The sequence below is a fragment of the Opitutales bacterium genome, assembly GCA_013215165.1.
Lineage (GTDB): Bacteria > Verrucomicrobiota > Verrucomicrobiia > Opitutales > JABSRG01 > JABSRG01.
On sequence record JABSRG010000010.1, the window covers coordinates 1 to 19,372 of the forward strand.

Below are 19,372 nucleotides of genomic sequence, written 5' to 3' on the forward strand. Positions count from 1 at the left end.
GAGGAACCGTGTGCGTTAATCGCGCTCGCACGGGTCTGTAGGAGTGCAGTCGAGCGATCGGCTGCACGACCTAGACCTTGTAGAATTAGCTTTTTCTATTGGAGCTTGTTGCGGCCTGAGTTGTTATATTGCTTTTGATATGGCCTAATAGTCCAGAGTGTTGCTTGAAATGCACGCCTCGGTGAAGTCGAAATAACCGCTGTCTACATGCAGTTCAGAAAAATATTCAAACAGCTCGAAGTGTATCAGCGTATTTTGAGGCAGCGTGTGAGCCCCAGAGCTTGGATCTTTGTATCCAGGCTCAAGAGACGACTTGTTTTTACGCGCAAGAATGAGTCGCCCACTGTTCTGATTGATCTAAAGAGGACGCTTGCAGACTCGGATGCAGGCCGAGATGTCGCCTTGATATTCTACTATTTTAAGATGTCAGGATTCGAGATTGTTGTAGCACCCAATCACCACTTTCTCGCGTCATTCAGGAACAAACGCTACAAGAAAGTACTGCTCGTCGACCCCATTTTCTCAATCATTCCCAAAAATCTTAGATTATTAAAAGTAGATATTTGGATCCGCGATCATCCATCGCGACTCAATATCAAAGCTAAAAAGCTGATTGAGCTCAATTACGAAGCGCGGCAACCCAAGCGAGGGGACGAAGTCGCGATGCCTTACCGCATTCACCCCGAGAACTTGATGAATGGAGGTTTTGGGTCTGTAAACAAAGCTCGCGACCAGCAGCGTTCATGGAGACTCTTTTTTGCAGGGAACTGCGATCCAAAGAAATACGACAAAACGGAGTTCTTAGGACCGCATGGTACGTTGACGCGTGTCGCACTTATCTCATCCATCAAGGGATTCTATGGACCTAAGCTTACGCACTTCGTTGATCCGAATACCCCGACTCAAGGAGTAAAAAAAGGTTTCACCACAGTGGATTTTAAGAAGCACCCCGTTGCGAATGAACAGTGGCTACAGACGCTCGCCCGCGCTGAGTTTTTCGTCGCTGCCCCAGGTGTGCACATGCCTATGAGTCATAACGTGGTTGAATCCATGTCGGTCGGCACCATACCCCTTCTCGAATACCCAAACTACTTCGATCCACCCTTGCGGCACCAAGTCAATTGTATCGCTTTTCATGGTATCGATGGCCTCCATGAGAGCTTGATGCTTTTGGATCGCCTAGGGGCTGAGGAGATCAAAGAAATGCGACAAAACGTGATCAGGTATTTTTAGACTTACCTCAGCCCAAACGCAGCCATTAACTTAATTTGGAAAAATCCAAGAGAACATTTTACTCTGATGTGGAATTCTCACCGGACGCCGGTAACGAAATTAAATCAATAGGATCGGGTGCGACATTTATAGTTTGTTGATTCCCTGTGCTTCTGGCTACGGTAATGGTTTTTGCGATGGAATTGAGAATCACTCAATATGGAGAGCCGGTCCTGCGGGAGAAAGGCGAGAAGGTCACCGAATTTGGTCCAAAGTTGAAGCAGTTGGCTGATGATATGGTAGAGACGATGCACGCGGCGGATGGGATTGGCCTGGCAGCTCAGCAAATCGGAAAAGCCCTTCAGTTTTGCGTAGTCGATGTTCACTTCCCGGAAAATCCTCCCGAGTATTTCTATGAGTTGGATGGGAAGCGCATTCCCTTTGATATGTTCATGCCGATGGCCTTGGCGAACCCACAGGTGGAAGAGATTCCAATGACTCACTCAGACTACGACGAAGGCTGCCTTTCATTTCCCGATATGCGTGGGGTTGTAAAGCGGCCGGATCGCGTTCGGGTCAGCTATCAAGATATCGATGGCAATCCTCATGTGCTCGAGTGTGAAGGCATTCTGGCTCGGTGTATCCAGCATGAAGTCGATCACCTCAACGGGGTCCTCTTTATCGACCAAATGGAGCGTAAGGCATTGGGTAAGCTTGAAAAAAAGCTCAAACGTCTAAAGCGCGAAACACGAGATTGGTTAAAGACGAACGGCTGAGCAGTGTATGGTTTTCTCGATCATCTGACAAACTTCATTTTTGGTCCGCGAATGGACGCTAATTTTTTGGATGTTGGGCTTCACTGTTGAAGCCGGGGGGTAGACTGGTGGGTTGGTATTAGATCACCAAGTTTCCGAAGCCGACCTGTGTAGATCCGAGTGATCCGTGGGTCAGTGAAAATTTGAGTGCCTATGGGATGACTTTTAACCGTGTTTGAGGCCGTTCGTCGTAGATTTAAAAAAATCAAATTCCTTGATGATATTGAGTTGCATTAGCAAAAAGATCCTATCATCAAAGAAATATGTTTAGCTTGTCCGCTATAGCTGAGAGTCGAACGGCCTTATCTTTTAGGCCTAGACCGGCTCAATCCGTTTTCCACTAGGGTGAGGAAATTAATCGTTCGGTTGGTATGGAACGTAGGCAGTGTTGGGAGGCCATGCTTGCCCCGTAGCCGCCAGCATTGATTAGGGCAAGTTGCTCTCCTTCTCGAATCGGGGGTAATGGAATGTCCCTGTAGAAGATGTCTAGGGCTTCATTTATATTCCCGGAAAGGGTGACACGTTCCCAGCTAGATCCTGGAATCGAGGGCTCGATCAGTGGGATGGGTTCTAGGGGTAAATGGTAGAATGCGGGTTCCATGTGGGCATTGAATCCAGTGTCGAGGCCAACGAAGAGGGTCTCCTTCTTGCGTTCCACCATAGTTACGGTAGCCAAAAGGACTCCACTGTCTTTAACAATATAGTCACCCGGTTCGAAGTATATGGGGCAGTTGACAGCGTCATGGAATGGTTTGATCAATTGAGCCCAGGCATCCAAATCAAGTGATGCATCAACGCTGTCTAATGGGATTCCCAAACCACCTCCCAGATTGACGTATGCCAGATCAGAAACCTGCTCTGCAAAGTTGAGCACGCGCTTCAAGACTTCGGGCAGGCGAGAAAGATCGGTGAACCCGCACCCAGCATGACAGTGGATCCCATTGATCTTGAGCCCGAAAGAATCAGCAATCTCCAGGGCCTCCTCCCATTGACTGGCATATATGCCGAATTTAGTTTCTTCTTCACTGGCATATTGAAGCTGCTCGTTGTCTCGATAGCCGATACTGGTTTCTGGATTGATCCGTAGGCCGACGCCTGTTCCGGGGCACCGTTGACCCCAGCGTCGCAGAGCGCTGAGTGAATCGAGATTAATGGTCAATTCGGGTAGACTGGAAATATAATCGAGATCGCGTTCGGAGAGGGCGGTGGCAGTGAAGGATATCTCGCTTGGGTCAAAGCCGCACTCCAGCGCCCGTTCTACCTCTCCAGGGGAGCAAGCATCAATGCCGCACTGTTCGCTGTGCTTTAACAGGCGGAGTATATCAGGGAAACGGTTACTCTTCATCGCATAGAAAATGCGATGATCGATCTCGTGCTGACTGAGCGTTCTATCAAGACGAGCGAGGTTAGAAAGGATGCGCTCTCCCGAATATACATACTGGGGTGTCGAATCGACGCTACATATCTGAGTGAGGTCTAGGTATGACAAGTGCAACGTTCCATCGACATAACGCAGGTCGGAGCGTTGCCACCAAGTGTTTGCACGATCCATGGCTCAGTGTTCGAATAATTGAGGCACCAGGCCTGCCGCTTCCACGTCTCCGCTCATGATGATCTTTCCGTCGGACACCGCTTTACCCGGATTGGTCTTTCCTTCGATAATCTCTCTTAACGTAGAGTAACGAAAACTTAATGATGTGTCGGCAGGTTCGTCGGCAGCGACTGCCATACACTTCCCTGAGTGAAAATCCAAGATATAAGACTGATCGGTGCAATCGAGGATGGACAGCTTTACCGTCCGCGCCTGACGGCTTCCGTTTTGGCTAAAAGCAGAAAGGCGGATAGGGAGCATTTGGCCAAATAACCTCTCGAGCTCCTGACCAACGACCTTTGCTTCTTCGGATCCCGGCTGATCGATTCTAGCTGCCATGGGAAGCGACCGACTATTCCAATGTGCGTCTATAGTCTCGTAATCGAGTTGGCCTAGCAGCGCATTCACTTTTCGTTCGGTGGTACGCTCTATTTTGTCACGTGGGACAAAGCGCCCTTTTCCGAGATTTTCGGTCTCGATTCCGGTGGTGAATTGTACCTTTGCGTCCCCGGCTCCAAACTGGTGGTCGTTGGAAAATGTTGCCTCGATAATATTATCTGGAAATTCGAGCCCTAAGAACTCGAACAATTGAGGGAGCACATGCTGGGGCTCAGTGACCAGCCTTTCATAGCAGAGTATGTGGGTTTGCTCACTGTATTCCTCATGAAAATCAAGCAGCTTGGATGTTTCTATCTCCCAAAAATGTGCGAGGCTATCGACATGATTGGCTGAATCGTTCACCTTGATTCCGATCTCTTCCCATCCGTAGCGAGCGACTTCGAGCGCAGAGTGAATGAAGTCCATGCAGTGCCGGTAGAGCACGACGAATTTGGCATCCGGAAACAGTTTTTTCAGAAAATCGGTGTCATAGAGGGATGTCACCGACTTGTCGCACCATATGCGTTTGCCACTGCGTTGGGTATGTCGCCCCATGATGGTGTTGAGTGATTCTCTTACTTGGCTGATGATCTCTTCATTGAAATCATCGAGAGACGCCTCAGGTAGTGCGTTTCGTTCGGTAACACTGAGCGTCTGGTGCATCGCGACCCCGTAGATCAATAGATGAGCCTCGGGTGGGCAGGCTATTTCGGGATGCGCGTTCATAATAATGCGCAACAGTGTGGAGCCAGATTTCGGGTGGCAGAGGATAAAGATCGGCTGCTCCATCGGGTCAGTCTCGGATTAGGGGCTGAGTGTTGATGCAGAGAGGCGAGCTACCATGTGTTGAATGACTTCGTCGGTCATCGACTGTATGAAGAAGTGATCTCCTTCGAATACCTGATAGTCAAAAGACTGGGTCGTGAAGTTCTTCCAAGCATGGATTTTTTCAGATTGAGTCCAATCGTCATCGATCCCGTCCAGCACACTGATGGGACATTCCAGTGCTGTAGACGCCTCAAAATCGTATTTCTCCAACAGAGCGAAGTCTGCTTTGAGGATGGGAACGAAGATCTCGAGGAGCTCTGGTGAGTTTTTCACTGAGTCCGGGATAGCCCCAAACATGTGATTTATTTTCTCAATAAATTCCGCGTCGCTCAGCGCATCCATGTCACCGAGTTTCCAAGGGAAATTCGGCGCGTTGCGCCCCGAGACAAACAGGTGTTGAGGGCCGGGGAGTCCCTGGTCCCTCAAGGCGCAGAGAAATTCATAGGCAATGACAGCGCCCATGCTATGTCCGTAGAGTGCCCACGGCTTGCTCGCTACGGGTGCCAAGGCCTCAGCCAAATCGTTCGCCAAACGTTTGACATCACGATAAAGCGGTTCGCCCAACCGGCTTTCGTGTCCCGGGAGCATGATCGGCGCGAGTTGGATGCCATGCACTGCTAGCGGCTTGGCCCATTTGTAGAATATGGTGGCCCCAGAACCTGCATAGGGTAGGGTGAGCAGATTGAGCCGGGCGTTAGTTACCGGCTGCGGAATGGCTAGCCACTTATCTACAGGTGACATATCCAAAGGAAGTCTATGGCCGAAATTAAGCTCCCTGCTCGGCCATCGCTTTACGTAGGCTAAGTGGGCGCATATCGGTCCAATTCTCTTTTATATATGCCAAGCAGGTCGCCTTATCTCCAGTGGGGCCCACAGCCTTCCATCCGTTCGGGATCTCTTTGAAGTCTGGCCAAATCGAGTATTGTTCCTCGTGATTGATAACAACGCGGTAGGTAAAAGTGTCTTCCGTATCCATAGATTTCTTCAGTAGTTTCGCTAAATCGCAGGCAAAAAAGGCTTCATTGTCATGTCAAAAAGAAAGCTACGGCATTCAACGATAAGACGTTGTAGTCTGACGCTCGATCGGCTTTCTAAGATTCAGAAGGGGATACTGGTAATTTGGTCTCCACTCGCAAAAAGGGAGTGTCGCTATTTTTTATGATGTAACGGCGGTTTTTCGGAGAGAAGGGGGTTCCCCTACTTTAACCCAGATTATGCTGCCTATTGAATCGTCCGGTTTTATAAACTGGAAATTGATTTGAACACTTCTTGTAACTGGCTGACTACTGAACGCGACGTGTCTACTTACTAGACAACCTTTCCATGAAAGAACTGATTGAAAATGCAGGTATCTTTGCCTGGCCCCTCGGACTCTGTTCAGTCCTCGCCATCTACATCATACTTGAGCGTCTGTTGGCTCTCAGGCCAGGGAGGATTATCCAGAGGAACGTGGTGCAACATTACATCGACGGAAATTTGGAGTCGATCCCGAGTGAAACACTCACTGTCTCAGGGAGAATTGCCAGTTTTTTCCGCACGAACAAGCCAGATGCCGAAGGGATCAAGGCCTATGCGCGGCTGGAAGTCGCGCGCATGGAACGCGGGATGTTTGTCCTAGATGTCGTTATTGGGGCGGCGCCCCTTCTTGGGCTTTTGGGAACAGTAACAGGACTGGTGCGTGTATTTGAAAACGTAAATGTGGATACTGGTTTGCCCGATCCGACGGGCTTTGTTCAGGGAGTCGCGCTAGCGTTGACTACCACGATCCTTGGTCTTTCGGTCGCCATACCCGCGCTGATCGGCAATGCTTTCCTGCACCGGCGCATAGATATTTTGTCGGCCCGACTGGAAGTGGGTGTCGAGCGCCTCATTGATTTGGCGAACCAACGTGAAAAGCAACCGGAAGACAGCTAAGCATGGGCCTGGAAACGAGTTTGCGGCCGCGTCGCCGTCGATCGAGTCAGATCAACCTAGTGCCTATGGTAGACGTACTTATGGTGTTGTTATTTTTCTTCCTCCTCTCGATGCAGTTTGGAGATCTGAGAGCCCTCAACATTTCTCTTCCGAACATTGAGACTGCCGGGGAGAATACGGTGACGGATACGATGATCATTCAGATGGATCTAGAGGAACAGATTTATTTGAATAATGAACCTGTTACTGAGGAATTCCTCATTGCCGCAGTCACGGCCCAGGCCGGAATCAATTCCGAAACGCCTGTCTTATTGGCGATGGACGAGGAGATTTCCATCAAAGACTTGACTCGGATCATCGACATCTGCCGCGCCAATGGCCTGCAACGCGTACGATTGCAATCCGAGTAAAATATCTTATCTGATTTCTCAGTTTTCTGAATTATAGGAGTGGCACGCTTCGTCGTGATCCATGATCGAAACTAGCTCAGACGACGAAATCAACTAAACTCATCCATGCGCATCACTCCAAAAAAGAGCGTCATCGCTTCCGATGACACTCTTTTGATTACGGGGGTTGTAGATAGTAAATTCTTAGAAGGTATAGCCGAGTTGAACCGCTATGGTCGTAGTTTCTTCCTCAATTCCAAAAGCCTGGAAAATGTCCGGAACTGAAGAGTTATACTGACGATCATATTTTAGCCCAATGGATGTATTTTGAGTGATCGGAGTAGAAATGCCGAAGCTCAAGATGTAATCGTAGATGTCTTGGTCATCCACATCTACTGCATAATAGAAGGTGTGGGTAATGTTGATGAAAGGGAGTGGCTGTGCAGTGAACTGCTCGAAGAAGCCAATTTTGGTCGAATCTTCACTGGGAATGGAAATACCAGACAGGTCGAGGTATTCACGCTCCTCGTAATTGAGTCCCAGACTGAACTGCCATTGATACTTAGGCGTCCGTAGGAAATAATAGCCGATTCCCGCAATGCCATCGATTTAAGCTTCGAGGCGCTGAATGCGGTCTTGATGCCAGCTTGCCTGCAGATGAAGGAACCAACGACCATCACCGGCGAAATACCATTTATACCAACCCCCGTGGCGCTGATTGTCAGTGTTCTTCACGTCGTTGGATTCGCCGTAATTATAGTTGGAATAGATCTGCCATTCCTGAGTTTCGAGTGTCTGTCCCAGCGTAAATGCGAATGCGTAATTTTCGGCGTCAGCCGTTCCTTCTAGGCTTGAGATGCCGAGGGTGACACTTCCCGCCATATTATCGGGCATACGTGTCAAAGAGCGTAGCCAACCCTTTGGCTTTTCCGGTGCGGCTTGGCCCGTGATTGCGGATTGCATGGTCGCAGGTTCAGCCTGAGGAGCAGCTGTCTCCTCAGCGACTGCCTCCGCGGTCTTAACCGTGGCCTTGTCTTCAGGAACCATAATCGTCCCGAGCATATCGGACTCAAATTCGATTTTTCCATCCGTGGTCTGGACATATTTACCGGTGAGGGTGTCACCGTTGCTCATGACAAGTATGTCTTGAGCTGCCAGAATCGATGTGCCCAAGAGGGCAACCGCGATAGATAGGCCGATGCGACGGCTTAGGGTTGGCAGTGAGGATATCATAGCTGTAGCGTGTTTGTTTGTTGTTCAGACGTCGCTAAGTTTTGCTTGAAACAACGTCTAGCAGCGCGTCTTGACCTCATAACGGCTACGCGTCAAGGCGGTAAAGGCATGATGCTTTGTCATGCTCTTTTGGATATGTGTTTTATGCCCAATTATTCAGAGTAATGCTACCACCGTGCCTTCAACAAAATCGGCGGAGACGCCCTCAAGGCGGACTTGTGCCATTTTGTTTTTGAGGTCACGGCTGTCTTTGGCGACAACGCGGATATAATTATCCGTATAGCCTGGCCATGTGTCCTCGCGCGGGTTCTCAAAGAGCACTGGCAGCGTTTGGCCTACATGAGCGCTATAGTAGTCGTGTCGCTTTTTCGCGCTGAGTCTTCTCAAGTGTGCTGATCTTCGATTACGCTCTTGGGTGGGGACTTGCTCGCTCTGAGGAATGGGCCCGGCTCGAGTGCCATCCCGTTCCGAAAAAGTAAAGACGTGGCAGTAGGCGAAAGGATTATTGAGAAATGTCTGACAGGTCTCCTCAAAATGTGCCTCTGTTTCAGTCGGGTAGCCAACGAGGATGTCTGTGCCGATGCAAAGATCTCTTACGCGCGACTCTGCCATGTTGATAAAATCTACATACTCCTGGAGCGAATAGCGCCGCCGCATGTGTGTGAGTACCGCATCACTTCCTGACTGTAGGGGAATGTGTAAATAAGGAAGGACTGCATGCGCCGGGTCGTTCATGCGATCAAAGAGTTTTTCGGGAATCGTGGTGGGCTCGATGGAGCTGATACGGATGCGATTGACACCCGGTATTGCGTCGAGGGCATCCATTAGATCGAGGAAGCTTTTGCCGGAGTTTTCGTAGGTGCCAATATTTACACCCGTAATGACGAGCTCACCCACGCCACGTTCGACGAGCGCTCTGGCTTCCTCCAATACATTAGCAAAGTCTCGGGCGCGGGCTCGGCCTCTGGCCTGAGGTATGATGCAAAATGAGCACACGAAATCACACCCGTCTTGGACCTTTAGGTTGGCGCGCTGCGTGAAGGGTAAATCGCCGACATAGTTTATCGTGAAGTCGGTCCTATCGATCCGGTCCCGCACGATGATGGGTGTCTCAGCCTTTTCCTCGGGTAGATAATCGAGCACGTTGAGTTTGTCCTGATTGCCGATGATGACATCCACTCCCTCGATCTGTGAAATAGCCTTGTAACCCATTTGGGAGTAGCATCCGACCACAACGGTGCGCGCTTTGGGGTTGCGCCGGATAAACTTACGAATCTCTGCCCGCGATTTACCGTCCGCTTGATTCGTCACCGTGCAAGTATTGATAACGCCCAAATCTGCGGGTTGATCAAAGGGGACGATGCGAAAGCCCGCCAGTTCGAGTTTGTCTCGGATCAGCTTCGTTTCGTATTGGTTCAGACGGCATCCGAGCGTGTGGAGCGCTGCCCGAGGTTGTTCGGCAAGACTATGCATGGGTCGGGCGTGCCATCCATTTGTCAGCCATGCGCACCACAGACTGATCTGCATTCATTTCTGAAACCTTTGCTATGGGCACCCAGCGCAGGTCCAGCGACTCCTCGCTTACAGAAAATGCGGTCGATCCGATTGCCTCAAAGGCAAAACGAATATCGAAGTGAAGGTGAGCTGGCATAGCGCCTTTTTCTGGAAAATTGTGGATGTCGATGTCATAGATCGCTGCGTCCAATGGCTGAATTTCTTGCAAGCCGCTCTCCTCGTAAGCTTCGCGCAGCGCCGCCTCCATCACGTCGGACTCTCCATCAACATGGCCGCCGAGCTGAAGCCATTTGTCGAGCTTGCGGTGATGTGTTAGAAGAATGTGCTGATGAGAGGGATCCAGTAACCAGCAACTCCCTGTAATGTGTCCGGGAAGGGTGGTGCGCTCAAAACAATCGGGTGTCGCCTTTACGAATTCGAGCGTGCGTTGACAGGATTCACGGTCTTCATCGCGAAAGGGCTCGTAGGCTTCTAGAAGTTGGATGATGTGTGTGCGGTGCATGCAGGCGTTTCTCGATAATGGGAGAATAAAGGCATCACCCATCTCGCTGCGATTCGCAAGCAACTATAGCGAAGTTGATGTGTCCTGGATCAGCCGTTTGCCCAATGTCGCCACAGATGCATCTGCATAGCCGAGATTCTCGTAGAACTCGATGACCTCCTCATTATCCTTTCGAACCATGAGTTGGATTTTCGGGCAACCTATGGCAATCAATCGCTCTTCACAGGCTTGCATCAATCGTCTGGCAATCCCTTGCCGCCGAAATGGGGTCGCTACGGCCAGGTAATATACCCAGCCCCGGTGGCCATCATAACCAGCCATAGCACTCGCGATGATTTCCCCATTCTGTTCCATCACCAAGAACAACTCAGGCCGCTCAGAAAGTTTTCGCTGAATATCTCTATAAGGGTCATTCCAAGGTCATACCAGGTCGCATTCATTCCAAAGCGCGATGACTGCCTCGGTGTCGTTTTCTTCAAATATCCTTAATTTCATAGGGCTGGCTCACTCAAAGGGTAAAAGTGTGTAGCTGTGAGCCTTTCATGAACGCTGCAAGTTTTTCTCTAACGTAAAGACATGGTGTTTTTCAGAAATACGTGCACGGGCTTCCTCCAACCAGGAATCGAAGTGGTCTTTGTGCCATTGCTTGGTGTAGTCGCTCCAGCGCTCGATGAAGTGTGCCGTATTCGCGTCTTCGCTGTCTTTTCTACCGGGGCTTTGGCTGATGTGATGATAGACAATGCTTGACGATGAGCATGCTGTTTTAGCACCCAAGTCTCTATCAGCCCGCAGGCAGAAATCGTCGTCTTCGAAGCCATTCACAAACACTTCATCGAAGCCATTGAGTTGTTCAAAGGTCGATTTCTCCAGCATCCAGCAAGCGGCGGTGATGGTGGGGCAGGGCAGGGATGATGGACTGCTGTGTCTTTGATGCCAGTCTGGTAGTAAACGCTTGTCGAGGTGTCGTGGAATCCCGTCTTCGTCGAAATATTTGCCTAAGTGGTCCACTCGTCCGTCGCTGTGCGCGATCTGGGTGTTTCCCAAAATAGCAAGATCATCATCCGATTCAAAAGCGTCGACCAAGGGTTCGAGCCATCCATGGGTAAGGAGCAGGTCGCTATTTAGAAAAACGATGCAGTCGTGGATTGCTGCCTCAACGCCGGTCGCACAGCTCTGTCCGAAGCCTTGATTGGTGTCGTGTCGCAGTAGGCGGATGCCGGTTTGCCCCACGTCGATCAACCAGGCTTTCATCCTTGGGTCGGGGGTCGCGTCGTCGACGAAAATAATCTCTGGGTCTTTGTGGCGCGTGGTGGCTCTTAATGTCAGGAGGAGGTCACGGGTTTCTCGGAAGGCTCCAAAAATGGGGACAATGATAGAGAGCTTGCTCATAAGAGACAGAAATTAGCGCAGGCTCGTCGGCAGACCGCGGTAGCGTTCTTTCTGAGCGTTTAAGAGCATTTCTGCTCGTTGAAATGAGTAGTTTTTACCGAGCTCAAGCACGTCTCTTGTAGCGAGGCTTTCGAGACGGACTGCGGATCGTTCGTTGAGCATGAAACCGTTGAGGTTGCCCGCCATGGAAAACACCATGTCTCCGCGCTTTGGATCAAAGTCTCCAAAGAGGCTGGATAGAATGCGTGAGTTCATTTCAAGCACTTGACTCGTCTGTGCAGATACGCGGTAGGGAGATTCTCCGTAGTAGCCGTTGGGCGGATGGACAAGGGTTGCTTTGTCAAAGCGGAATGGATCGGGCGAGAGGCGTACTGCTCCTGTTTGCCGGGGAACAGCATAGGTATCAGGAAGGCGAATTCTGATGATGCGTGGGTCGATTACCAAAAATTCGACCATCGTCGGGGTATAGCTATCGCCGTTGCGGCTTTCGATGGTGAGCTCGAGAGTGAGCGGCATGCCTCGATTACTCGAAGGATCAAGGGGCGTGCCTTGAGCGTTAAATAAAGCAAAGACACCCTCATCAGTTTGGAGACGTAGTGCGATGGTTTCCTCATCTCGGCTGCGGGTGCCGAAGACGCCTGTGAATACGGAAGACCACTTTAGCGCGAGTCGGTTCTCTTGGTAGCGGTTAAAAATATTGGCGGGTGAGAGCGGTTGGCTCTGCTGGATTTCTTCTTTAATTTGCTGGGATGATTGAGCGAGTGCGCCCACATTTTCGGTGAGTCGCTCGGTCTGCTTCTGTAGCTGTCGTTTTTCGATCTGTGCTGTCTCCAATTGAATTTGGGTGTTCTCTAGGTTGGTAGTCAGGAGCTGTTTTTCTGCGGCGGTTACTCTGAGTTCAGCCTGAGTTTCAAGTAAGTTGTCTCGTGTGGCTTGTTCGCGCTCGGCCATAGCAGCTTTTTCACGTTCTAGTTCGGCTAGTGCCTCCTGTTGATCTAGCAAAGATGTTTCGGCCTGGCGGAGACGCTCTAGGGTAATCAGGTTGCTCTCTTGGTTCGCATTCAATTCTGAGCGCAACTGGGTGGCGATTTGCTCGGATTGCTCAAGTTGTGTCTCCGCGCGTTCTACTTCGACGATAGCTGCTTTGCGAGCTAAGGCTGCTTGCTCGGCCAAGGCGCGGGCTTGTTCCAGCTCAGCTTCTTTTGCTGTGATCGCTTCTTGTGAAGCAGCGAGAGCCTCTGCTTGCTGCGCCAGCTCTTCTTGTCTGCTGCGCAGGCTCTCCTCAAGGGATTCGGTGTTATTTTGAGTCTCCTCCAAGCTCATTTCGAGCAGCTCTAAGAGTTCTGCGGTCGCGCTTTCTTCCGCTACTTGGGTGTTGTCGTCTATGACTGTTTCTACGGGTTCGGACTGATCGAAGCGAGCGAGGGCCAACATGCTCAGGAGCAGGAAGTCACAGATGACGAGGAGGATACTTCGATTCATTACGCGTGTGCCCGGGTCAGCCGCGTTCCATCAAAAGCCGCCGTTTCATAGGCCGGACGTGGAATACTTTCAAAACCGCAACGAATAAAATACCAAACAGAGTCGAGGCATACGCAGCCATAAGGCTCGCTTCAACAATACCCAGTGATATGAGAATGAGAGAGAGCACCGTGCCGCTCAAGCCGATGTAGAGTCCGAGATCGAAGAGGTTCTCCTCATTATTTAGTAAGTCTATTTTCAGCTCAGACGTTAGGGGTTGGCGGTTGATGTCACTCACTCGGACGAGGCAAACGACATACACGATGAGTTGAATCAACAAGAAGACTCCAAGGACGAGGAGGGTGACTTGATCAATTGCTCCAGAATTCATGACAGGAGGGCTGATGTTGGCGATGATAGCACTGTTTGAGAAGTTGAGATGAACGGCATCGGCGTCATGTTCCATTTGAGCAAGCAAGGACGGTTCCGTTAAGATCCAGCTACTGAGACAGACTAGGGCACCGCTGGCAATAGAGCCTGCAATGCTTTTTCCCCGTATCTGGTCGTGTTGTCCTAATGCCGCCGAGAAAATGAACAGAGACCCTGCGACGAGAACGCCCGCTAGAGCAAAGAGGCTACCTTTGGCCCATCGTAGCGTCACTGAATCAATCGAAAAGGTAGTTAAGAAGAAATGCTCTATCTTACGCCCAAGACCGGGATATATGTCTGCGAGCCATTCTGGTTTTTCATGAATAGGGACAAATTCTTCTATCAAAAAATCAACGGCTGCCGGACTGACAGAGCCTGCCGTATCGAAAGCCTCCCAGGCACGATCGCCCCAGCGATTCACATAGGCTATATACTCACTAGGTTGATCTGCCATTAGCCAGATCGCGAAAGGTTGGTATGCCGAGCGTCCATCGGAAACGTGGTTTAACGACGTGCTTGCTAGCCATTCCATGTCATTCCAGGTTTCTGCGCGCCTGATCATTTCGCGTAGGGTCGCCCAGTCCAAGCGCTTTGCCAGAGAGGCGATGTTTAGAAATACACTGTCAAGCTCGATTAAGGCCTGGTTGGATTGCTTCTCAATGGCCTGTTCAATCATGGAGCCCAATTCTTCGGTGAGCGTAGTCGGAAGCGCATCGGCTTGGATGAGCAGTGCTATGGTTAGGATCGCGCCCTCAAGCGGTGCTCCTGCTGCCGAGTTGACGGGTGCAAATCTTGGCATGCCGTTCAATGAGCGTGCTCTAAGGATTTCAGCAACCCAGCGATTACGCGACTCTTGAAGCATACGTAGGAGCGTGTCGCGGACGCTGTTTTTCATGATTACGCCTGCAACCCCGTAGCGTGGATGGGAGTCGGTCGGATTGAAATCAGCCGCTTTGATCAAAGAGGCCATATACGGTTCGCCTCCCCCCAACACGCGATATTCGGGGCTGTTCAGATCCAAAGATGTGGACTTTAATCCAAGACCCAAACTCAGCGTTCGAGCTACACCGCTTTTATCACGATCGATCCAGCTATTCGTATAAGTTTTTGAGGTTGGACGGCCCTCTCCGACAAACTCCAATAGTATTGGAGCAATTCCCGTGAAATGAGTGGGGACCTGTGAGCCGATAAAAAGCAGTGTGAGCGAAAGTGGAAAAGCCAGGATGGCGATCACAGTAGCTATCAGTGCTTTCATAAATCGGGACTGAATCAAAACCGCCCCTGTTTGTAAACGCGGAGATTATATCTTTGGAGGATTGATGACGGACGAGATAGGTGTGACATCCTCAGAAGTGAAGACAGTGTCACAGTGTGCGGTGTGACATGGTGGCTCACTCTGTCCCGCTTTATTCCCTGAATTCAGGCAGGCGACAGCGTTCTCAAATTTTATGAAATTTGTAAGTCGTTTTTATTTAAAAAATTATGAGTCCATCGTGTTCGTTGGCAAAATGAATGCACTCAGCGTGGCGAATGAGCAAAATCATAGGTATCGATTTAGGAACGACAAATTCGTGCATGGCTGTCATGGAAAGTGGCGAGGTCACCGTAATCCCAAATTCAGAGGGTGCACGCACGACTCCGTCCGTAGTCGCTTTCTCCAAGTCAGGCGAGCGTCTGGTGGGCCAATCGGCTAAACGCCAAGCGGTCACTAATCCCCACAACACCATTTTTTCAGCAAAGCGCCTCATCGGTCGTAAAAGTACTGAGGTTCAGGAGGAGGCATCCAACCTCCCTTACAAAATCGTAGACGGAAAAAATGGCGATGCTTACATTGAATGCCAAGTAGGTGATGAGACGCAGTCTTTTGCGCCTGAGCAGATTTCATCGATGATCCTGGGTAAATTGAAGTCCGATGCCGAAGATTATCTTGGCGAAACAGTGACTCAGGCTGTTATCACGGTCCCTGCCTATTTTAACGATGCTCAGCGCCAAGCCACTAAAGATGCTGGTGCTATTGCGGGTCTTGAAGTGCTCCGTATCATCAACGAGCCGACTGCGGCTTCTCTTGCCTACGGTTTAGATAAGAAGGGTGAAAGCACGATTGCGGTGTATGACCTTGGAGGTGGGACCTTTGACGTCTCTATCTTAGATATCGCTGACGGTGTCTTCGAAGTGAAGGCGACCAATGGCGACACACACCTCGGTGGTGATAATTGGGACGAAGCCATCATCAATTGGCTTGTTGCTGAATTTAAGAAGGAAAATGAGATCGACCTGCGCCAAGACCCGATGGCTTTGCAACGCCTCAAAGAGGAAGCAGAGAAAGCTAAGATCGCGCTCTCTTCGGCTCAATCAACTGATATCAATCTTCCTTTCATTACAGCAGACCAGACAGGGCCGAAACACCTCAACGTTCAGCTGAGTCGTCCAAAGCTCGAGCAAATCACCGATACACTTTACGAGCGCACCAAAGTGCCTGTCCGTAAATGTATGGAGGATTCTGAGGTTTCAGCTTCTGACATCGATGAACTTGTTTTGGTCGGTGGCATGACCCGTTCTCCGAAGGTAACCGAGATTGCTCGCGAGCTGACTGGCAAAGATCCGCATAAAGGCGTCAACCCCGACGAAGTGGTTGCCATCGGTGCTGCCATACAAGGTGCTGTTCTCGCTGGAGATGAAGGGGTGGGCGATGTCCTCCTTCTTGATGTGACACCTTTGACCCTCGGTATTGAGACTGCGGGTGGCGTCTCGACACCGATGATCGATCGCAATACGACGATCCCAACTAAGAAGAGCCAAGTCTTCTCGACTTATGCGGACAATCAAACTGCGGTCGACATCAAAGTCCTCCAGGGTGAGCGTTCCATGGCTAAGGATAATAAGACCTTGGGTAATTTCCGTCTCGACGGTATCAAGCCTGCACCACGTGGCTTGCCTCAGATCGAGGTGATTTTCGACATCGACTCTAACGGCATCCTTCACGTCACCGCAAAAGATCAAGAAACCGGTAAGGATCAAAAGATCACAATCAGCAATTCTTCAGGTCTAGACAAGGACGAGGTCGAGCGACTTAAAAAGGAGGCAGAGATGCATGCCGAAGAGGACAAGCAAGCCAAGGAGTCTGTTGAGTCTCGCAACCAATTGGACAACATGGTCTATCAGACTCAGAAGCAACTTGATGAGCTCGGAGATAAAGCCCCGGAAGAGGTGAAGGGCGAGATCCAAGGTGTGATTGATGAGGCCAAGAAAGTTCTCGAGAAATCAGACGCTTCGGCAGACGAGATCAAGACCGCGAACGACGCCATCATGGCGGCGCTCCAAAAGCTTGCTCAAGCTGCTCCAGCTCCAGATACCGCCGGAGATGCTCAGCCGGGACCCGAAGCTGCCGCGTCAGCGCAGTCTGAGCCGAAGCAGGCAGAGGGCGACGTCGTCGATGCAGACTTCGAAGTCGTCGACGAGGACAAGAAATAGACTTTAAACCCAGGGGGGAAGCGGTTGATGCCGTCGAACCTCTGGGTTTTTTCATACATTCAACCCATAAACCAACCCACATACACATATGACAACAGTCGCTGTTAACATCAAACCACTCGGTGACCGCGTCCTCGTAAAAGCAATCGAGGAAGACGAGCAAATCCGCGGAGGGATCATCATTCCCGACGCTGCCAAGGAAAAGTCTCAGGAAGCTGAGGTAGTCTCGCTTGGAACAGGTCGCAAAAACGACGATGGCTCTGAAGTCCCCTTCGAAGTCAGCGTTGGAGACAAAGTGCTCGTCAGCCAATATGGTGGCAGCAAAGTCAAAGTAGAAGGTATCGAATACACCGTTCTACGCGAAGACGATATCATCGCCATCGTTGGATAATTCTCTCTCAACCCCACAACTTTAAAACACACATAACAAAATTATGGCTAAACAAATTATCTTCGACGAAGTAGCTCGCAAGAAGGTGCTCTCAGGTGTAGAGCAACTCGCTAAGGCTGTTAAGACCACACTCGGACCTAAGGGGCGCAATGTCCTTATCGACAAGAAGTTCGGTAGCCCAAATGTCACTAAGGATGGTGTCACTGTTGCTAAAGAAATCGAACTGGAAGATCCTTATGAAAACATGGGTGCACAAATGGTGCGCGAAGTGGCTTCAAAGACTTCTGACTCTGCAGGTGACGGAACCACCACAGCGACCGTTCTGGCTGAAGGTGTCTACCGCCGCGGCTTGAAGTATGTCTCTGCAGGTGCAAATCCAGTATACCTAAAGCGTGGTATCGATAAGGCAGCAGCAGCGGCCGTTGGTTATTTCGCCTCTGCTTCAAAGGCAGTATCTGAGCGTGAGGAAGTCCGTCAGGTTGCTACAGTTTCTGCAAACTGGGACACTGAGATCGGTGAGATCATTGCTGACGCGATGGACAAAGTTGGCAAGGACGGCACTATCACTGTTGAAGAAGCCAAGTCTATCGAAACGACTCTTGAAGTCGTTGAAGGTATGCAGTTCGACAAGGGTTACCTCTCTCCATACTTCACGACCAATGCGGAGTCTATGGAAGCCGTGCTCGAAGACGCATACATCCTGATCCACGAGAAGAAGATCTCTGCTCTTAACGACATTCTTCCTATCCTTCAAACCGTCGCAAAGGCTGGAAAGCCTCTCCTCGTAATCGCTGAAGACATCGAAGGTGAAGCTCTAGCAGCTCTCGTCGTGAATAAGATCCGTGGCACATTGAATGTCTGCGCAGTCAAGGCTCCTGGCTTCGGCGATCGCCGCAAAGCCATGCTCGAAGATATTGCTATCCTGACGGGCGGTCGTTGCATCACCGAAGACCTCGGCATCAAGCTGGAAAACCTCGACATCTCTGACCTCGGCGTTGCCAAGCGTGCAGTTATCGACAAGGAAAACACCGTCATCGTCGAAGGTGCGGGTTCAGCGTCTGACATCCAAGGTCGTGTAAAGCAGATCCGCAAGCAGATCGAAGAGACATCTTCTGACTATGATCGTGAAAAGCTCCAAGAGCGCTTGGCAAAGCTTGCTGGTGGCGTTGCCGTCATCAACGTGGGTGCTGCGACTGAGCCTGAAATGAAAGAGAAGAAGGCACGCGTAGAAGACGCTCTGCACGCGACACGCGCTGCTGTAGAGGAAGGTATCCTTCCTGGTGGGGGTGTAGCCCTCCTCCGTTCTGCCTTTGCCATCGACGAAGTAGTCGAAGCTCTCGAAGGTGACGAAAAGCTCGGTGCTCAAATCGTGCGCAGCGCGATCGAGTCTCCTCTGCGTCAGCTGTGTGAAAACGCCGGAGTTGAAGGATCACTCGTAGTATCCGAAGTCCTCAAGAAGGATGGCAGCGAAGGCTACAATGTCGCTACGGACACTTATGAAGACCTCGTTAAGGCTGGTGTTGTAGACCCTGCAAAGGTAACGCGCTCTGCGCTGCAAAATGCGGCTTCTGTTTCTGGCCTGCTCCTCACCACTGAGTGCATGATCACCGATATTCCTGAAGAGGAAAAGCCTGCGGCTCCAGGTGGAGACATGGGCGGCATGGGTGGCATGGGCGGCATGATGTAATGCCAGCTAATTGTTGAACCTATTAGTTTTATTGAGGCTCCAGTCGTTTACGCGGCTGTAGCTTTTTTTGTCGATCAGGCTGATTGATCACCGAAATGGCCATGAGCATGGGTGTCCAGAACGACAATCCCTGCGGCGAACCCGTGAGCGAGATTGATCAGTAGTGA

Annotated in this window: 18 protein-coding genes and 1 pseudogene; 7 read left to right on the forward strand and 12 right to left on the reverse strand. The window is 50.6% G+C overall.

The genetic code is table 11. The annotated features are described in order from the left end of the window. Positions 1-207 precede the first annotated feature (207 nt). Together HRU10_02990 and HRU10_02995 are read left to right on the forward strand one after the other, a co-directional pair. Entirely contained in the window at positions 208-1,233 is a 1,026-nt protein-coding gene (locus tag HRU10_02990) for a hypothetical protein (protein ID NRA26197.1), read from the forward strand. Between the two features lie 176 nt (positions 1,234-1,409). Continuing rightward, positions 1,410-1,988: a peptide deformylase gene (locus tag HRU10_02995; protein NRA26198.1), complete on the forward strand. Its 579-nt coding sequence runs from the start codon at positions 1,410-1,412 to the stop codon at positions 1,986-1,988. 379 nt (positions 1,989-2,367) lie between these two features. Here HRU10_02995 and HRU10_03000 read toward each other — a convergent pair whose 3' ends face one another. From HRU10_03000 to HRU10_03015, 4 genes are read right to left on the reverse strand one after another with little or no spacing between them, the layout of a single operon-like run. After that, on the reverse strand, positions 2,368-3,579 hold the full coding sequence (locus tag HRU10_03000) for a diaminopimelate decarboxylase (GenBank protein ID NRA26199.1): 1,212 nt from the start codon (positions 3,577-3,579) through the stop codon (positions 2,368-2,370). Between the two features lie 3 nt (positions 3,580-3,582). Continuing rightward, positions 3,583-4,785 (reverse strand): sulfotransferase, encoded by a 1,203-nt coding sequence (locus tag HRU10_03005; GenBank protein NRA26200.1) that lies wholly within the window; start codon positions 4,783-4,785, stop codon positions 3,583-3,585. A 15-nt stretch (positions 4,786-4,800) separates the two neighbouring features. Next, positions 4,801-5,565 (reverse strand): thioesterase, encoded by a 765-nt coding sequence (locus HRU10_03010; protein NRA26201.1) that lies wholly within the window; start codon positions 5,563-5,565, stop codon positions 4,801-4,803. Between the two features lie 25 nt (positions 5,566-5,590). Continuing rightward, a complete protein-coding gene (locus HRU10_03015; protein ID NRA26202.1) occupies positions 5,591-5,800 on the reverse strand; it encodes an MbtH family NRPS accessory protein in 210 nt (69 codons plus the stop codon). 347 nt (positions 5,801-6,147) lie between these two features. Here HRU10_03015 and HRU10_03020 point away from each other — a divergent pair, with 347 nt between their 5' ends. Together HRU10_03020 and HRU10_03025 are read left to right on the forward strand one after the other, a co-directional pair. Continuing rightward, positions 6,148-6,738, forward strand: a complete 591-nt coding sequence (locus HRU10_03020; GenBank protein NRA26203.1) for a MotA/TolQ/ExbB proton channel family protein — start codon at positions 6,148-6,150, stop codon at positions 6,736-6,738. A 65-nt stretch (positions 6,739-6,803) separates the two neighbouring features. Beyond that, the gene (locus HRU10_03025) at positions 6,804-7,148 is read left to right on the forward strand and encodes a biopolymer transporter ExbD (protein ID NRA26204.1); all 345 of its coding nucleotides are present in this window, start codon (positions 6,804-6,806) and stop codon (positions 7,146-7,148) included. Positions 7,149-7,331: 183 nt separating this feature from the next. Here HRU10_03025 and HRU10_03030 read toward each other — a convergent pair whose 3' ends face one another. From HRU10_03030 to HRU10_03065, 8 genes and pseudogenes are all read right to left on the reverse strand, one after another. Then, entirely contained in the window at positions 7,332-7,736 is a 405-nt protein-coding gene (locus HRU10_03030) for a DUF481 domain-containing protein (protein NRA26205.1), read from the reverse strand. Next, positions 7,737-8,360: a DUF481 domain-containing protein gene (locus tag HRU10_03035; protein ID NRA26206.1), complete on the reverse strand. Its 624-nt coding sequence runs from the start codon at positions 8,358-8,360 to the stop codon at positions 7,737-7,739. 156 nt (positions 8,361-8,516) lie between these two features. Next, positions 8,517-9,833, reverse strand: coding sequence for a tRNA (N(6)-L-threonylcarbamoyladenosine(37)-C(2))-methylthiotransferase MtaB (gene mtaB, locus HRU10_03040; protein ID NRA26207.1), 1,317 nt, complete (start codon positions 9,831-9,833; stop codon positions 8,517-8,519). Then, positions 9,826-10,377 (reverse strand): NUDIX hydrolase, encoded by a 552-nt coding sequence (locus tag HRU10_03045; protein NRA26208.1) that lies wholly within the window; start codon positions 10,375-10,377, stop codon positions 9,826-9,828. Before HRU10_03045 ends, mtaB begins: the two co-directional genes overlap by 8 nt. 63 nt (positions 10,378-10,440) lie before the next feature. Then, a pseudogene (locus tag HRU10_03050) lies at positions 10,441-10,872 on the reverse strand (GNAT family acetyltransferase). 45 nt (positions 10,873-10,917) lie between these two features. Then, positions 10,918-11,766: a glycosyltransferase gene (locus tag HRU10_03055; GenBank protein ID NRA26209.1), complete on the reverse strand. Its 849-nt coding sequence runs from the start codon at positions 11,764-11,766 to the stop codon at positions 10,918-10,920. A 12-nt stretch (positions 11,767-11,778) separates the two neighbouring features. Continuing rightward, positions 11,779-13,248 carry a hypothetical protein gene (locus tag HRU10_03060; GenBank protein ID NRA26210.1) on the reverse strand — a complete coding sequence of 490 codons (1,470 nt, stop codon included), beginning with the start codon at positions 13,246-13,248 and terminating at the stop codon, positions 11,779-11,781. A gap of 16 nt (positions 13,249-13,264) precedes the next feature. After that, positions 13,265-14,911 carry a hypothetical protein gene (locus HRU10_03065; protein NRA26211.1) on the reverse strand — a complete coding sequence of 549 codons (1,647 nt, stop codon included), beginning with the start codon at positions 14,909-14,911 and terminating at the stop codon, positions 13,265-13,267. Between the two features lie 275 nt (positions 14,912-15,186). Between HRU10_03065 and dnaK the strand changes: the two genes are divergently transcribed. The 3 genes from dnaK to groL all read left to right on the forward strand — a co-directional run bounded on the left by dnaK (position 15,187) and on the right by groL (position 19,205). Continuing rightward, on the forward strand, positions 15,187-17,127 hold the full coding sequence (gene dnaK / locus HRU10_03070) for a molecular chaperone DnaK (GenBank protein NRA26212.1): 1,941 nt from the start codon (positions 15,187-15,189) through the stop codon (positions 17,125-17,127). Positions 17,128-17,215: 88 nt separating this feature from the next. Then, on the forward strand, positions 17,216-17,518 hold the full coding sequence (locus tag HRU10_03075; GenBank protein ID NRA26213.1) for a co-chaperone GroES: 303 nt from the start codon (positions 17,216-17,218) through the stop codon (positions 17,516-17,518). A 40-nt stretch (positions 17,519-17,558) separates the two neighbouring features. Further along, positions 17,559-19,205 carry a chaperonin GroEL gene (groL, locus tag HRU10_03080; GenBank protein NRA26214.1) on the forward strand — a complete coding sequence of 549 codons (1,647 nt, stop codon included), beginning with the start codon at positions 17,559-17,561 and terminating at the stop codon, positions 19,203-19,205. The last annotated feature ends 167 nt before the right edge of the window (positions 19,206-19,372 follow it).

Coding starts and splice junctions, on each gene's coding strand:
- HRU10_02990 (NRA26197.1), top strand. CDS start 208: ATGCAGTTCAGAAAAATATTCAAACAGCTCGAAGTGTATCAGCGTATT.
- HRU10_02995 (NRA26198.1), top strand. CDS start 1,410: ATGGAATTGAGAATCACTCAATATGGAGAGCCGGTCCTGCGGGAGAAA.
- HRU10_03000 (NRA26199.1), bottom strand. CDS start 3,579: ATGGATCGTGCAAACACTTGGTGGCAACGCTCCGACCTGCGTTATGTC.
- HRU10_03005 (NRA26200.1), bottom strand. CDS start 4,785: ATGGAGCAGCCGATCTTTATCCTCTGCCACCCGAAATCTGGCTCCACA.
- HRU10_03010 (NRA26201.1), bottom strand. CDS start 5,565: ATGTCACCTGTAGATAAGTGGCTAGCCATTCCGCAGCCGGTAACTAAC.
- HRU10_03015 (NRA26202.1), bottom strand. CDS start 5,800: ATGGATACGGAAGACACTTTTACCTACCGCGTTGTTATCAATCACGAG.
- HRU10_03020 (NRA26203.1), top strand. CDS start 6,148: ATGAAAGAACTGATTGAAAATGCAGGTATCTTTGCCTGGCCCCTCGGA.
- HRU10_03025 (NRA26204.1), top strand. CDS start 6,804: ATGGTAGACGTACTTATGGTGTTGTTATTTTTCTTCCTCCTCTCGATG.
- HRU10_03035 (NRA26206.1), bottom strand. CDS start 8,360: ATGATATCCTCACTGCCAACCCTAAGCCGTCGCATCGGCCTATCTATC.
- mtaB (NRA26207.1), bottom strand. CDS start 9,833: ATGCATAGTCTTGCCGAACAACCTCGGGCAGCGCTCCACACGCTCGGA.
- HRU10_03045 (NRA26208.1), bottom strand. CDS start 10,377: ATGCACCGCACACACATCATCCAACTTCTAGAAGCCTACGAGCCCTTT.
- HRU10_03055 (NRA26209.1), bottom strand. CDS start 11,766: ATGAGCAAGCTCTCTATCATTGTCCCCATTTTTGGAGCCTTCCGAGAA.
- HRU10_03060 (NRA26210.1), bottom strand. CDS start 13,248: ATGAATCGAAGTATCCTCCTCGTCATCTGTGACTTCCTGCTCCTGAGC.
- HRU10_03065 (NRA26211.1), bottom strand. CDS start 14,911: ATGAAAGCACTGATAGCTACTGTGATCGCCATCCTGGCTTTTCCACTT.
- dnaK (NRA26212.1), top strand. CDS start 15,187: ATGAGCAAAATCATAGGTATCGATTTAGGAACGACAAATTCGTGCATG.
- HRU10_03075 (NRA26213.1), top strand. CDS start 17,216: ATGACAACAGTCGCTGTTAACATCAAACCACTCGGTGACCGCGTCCTC.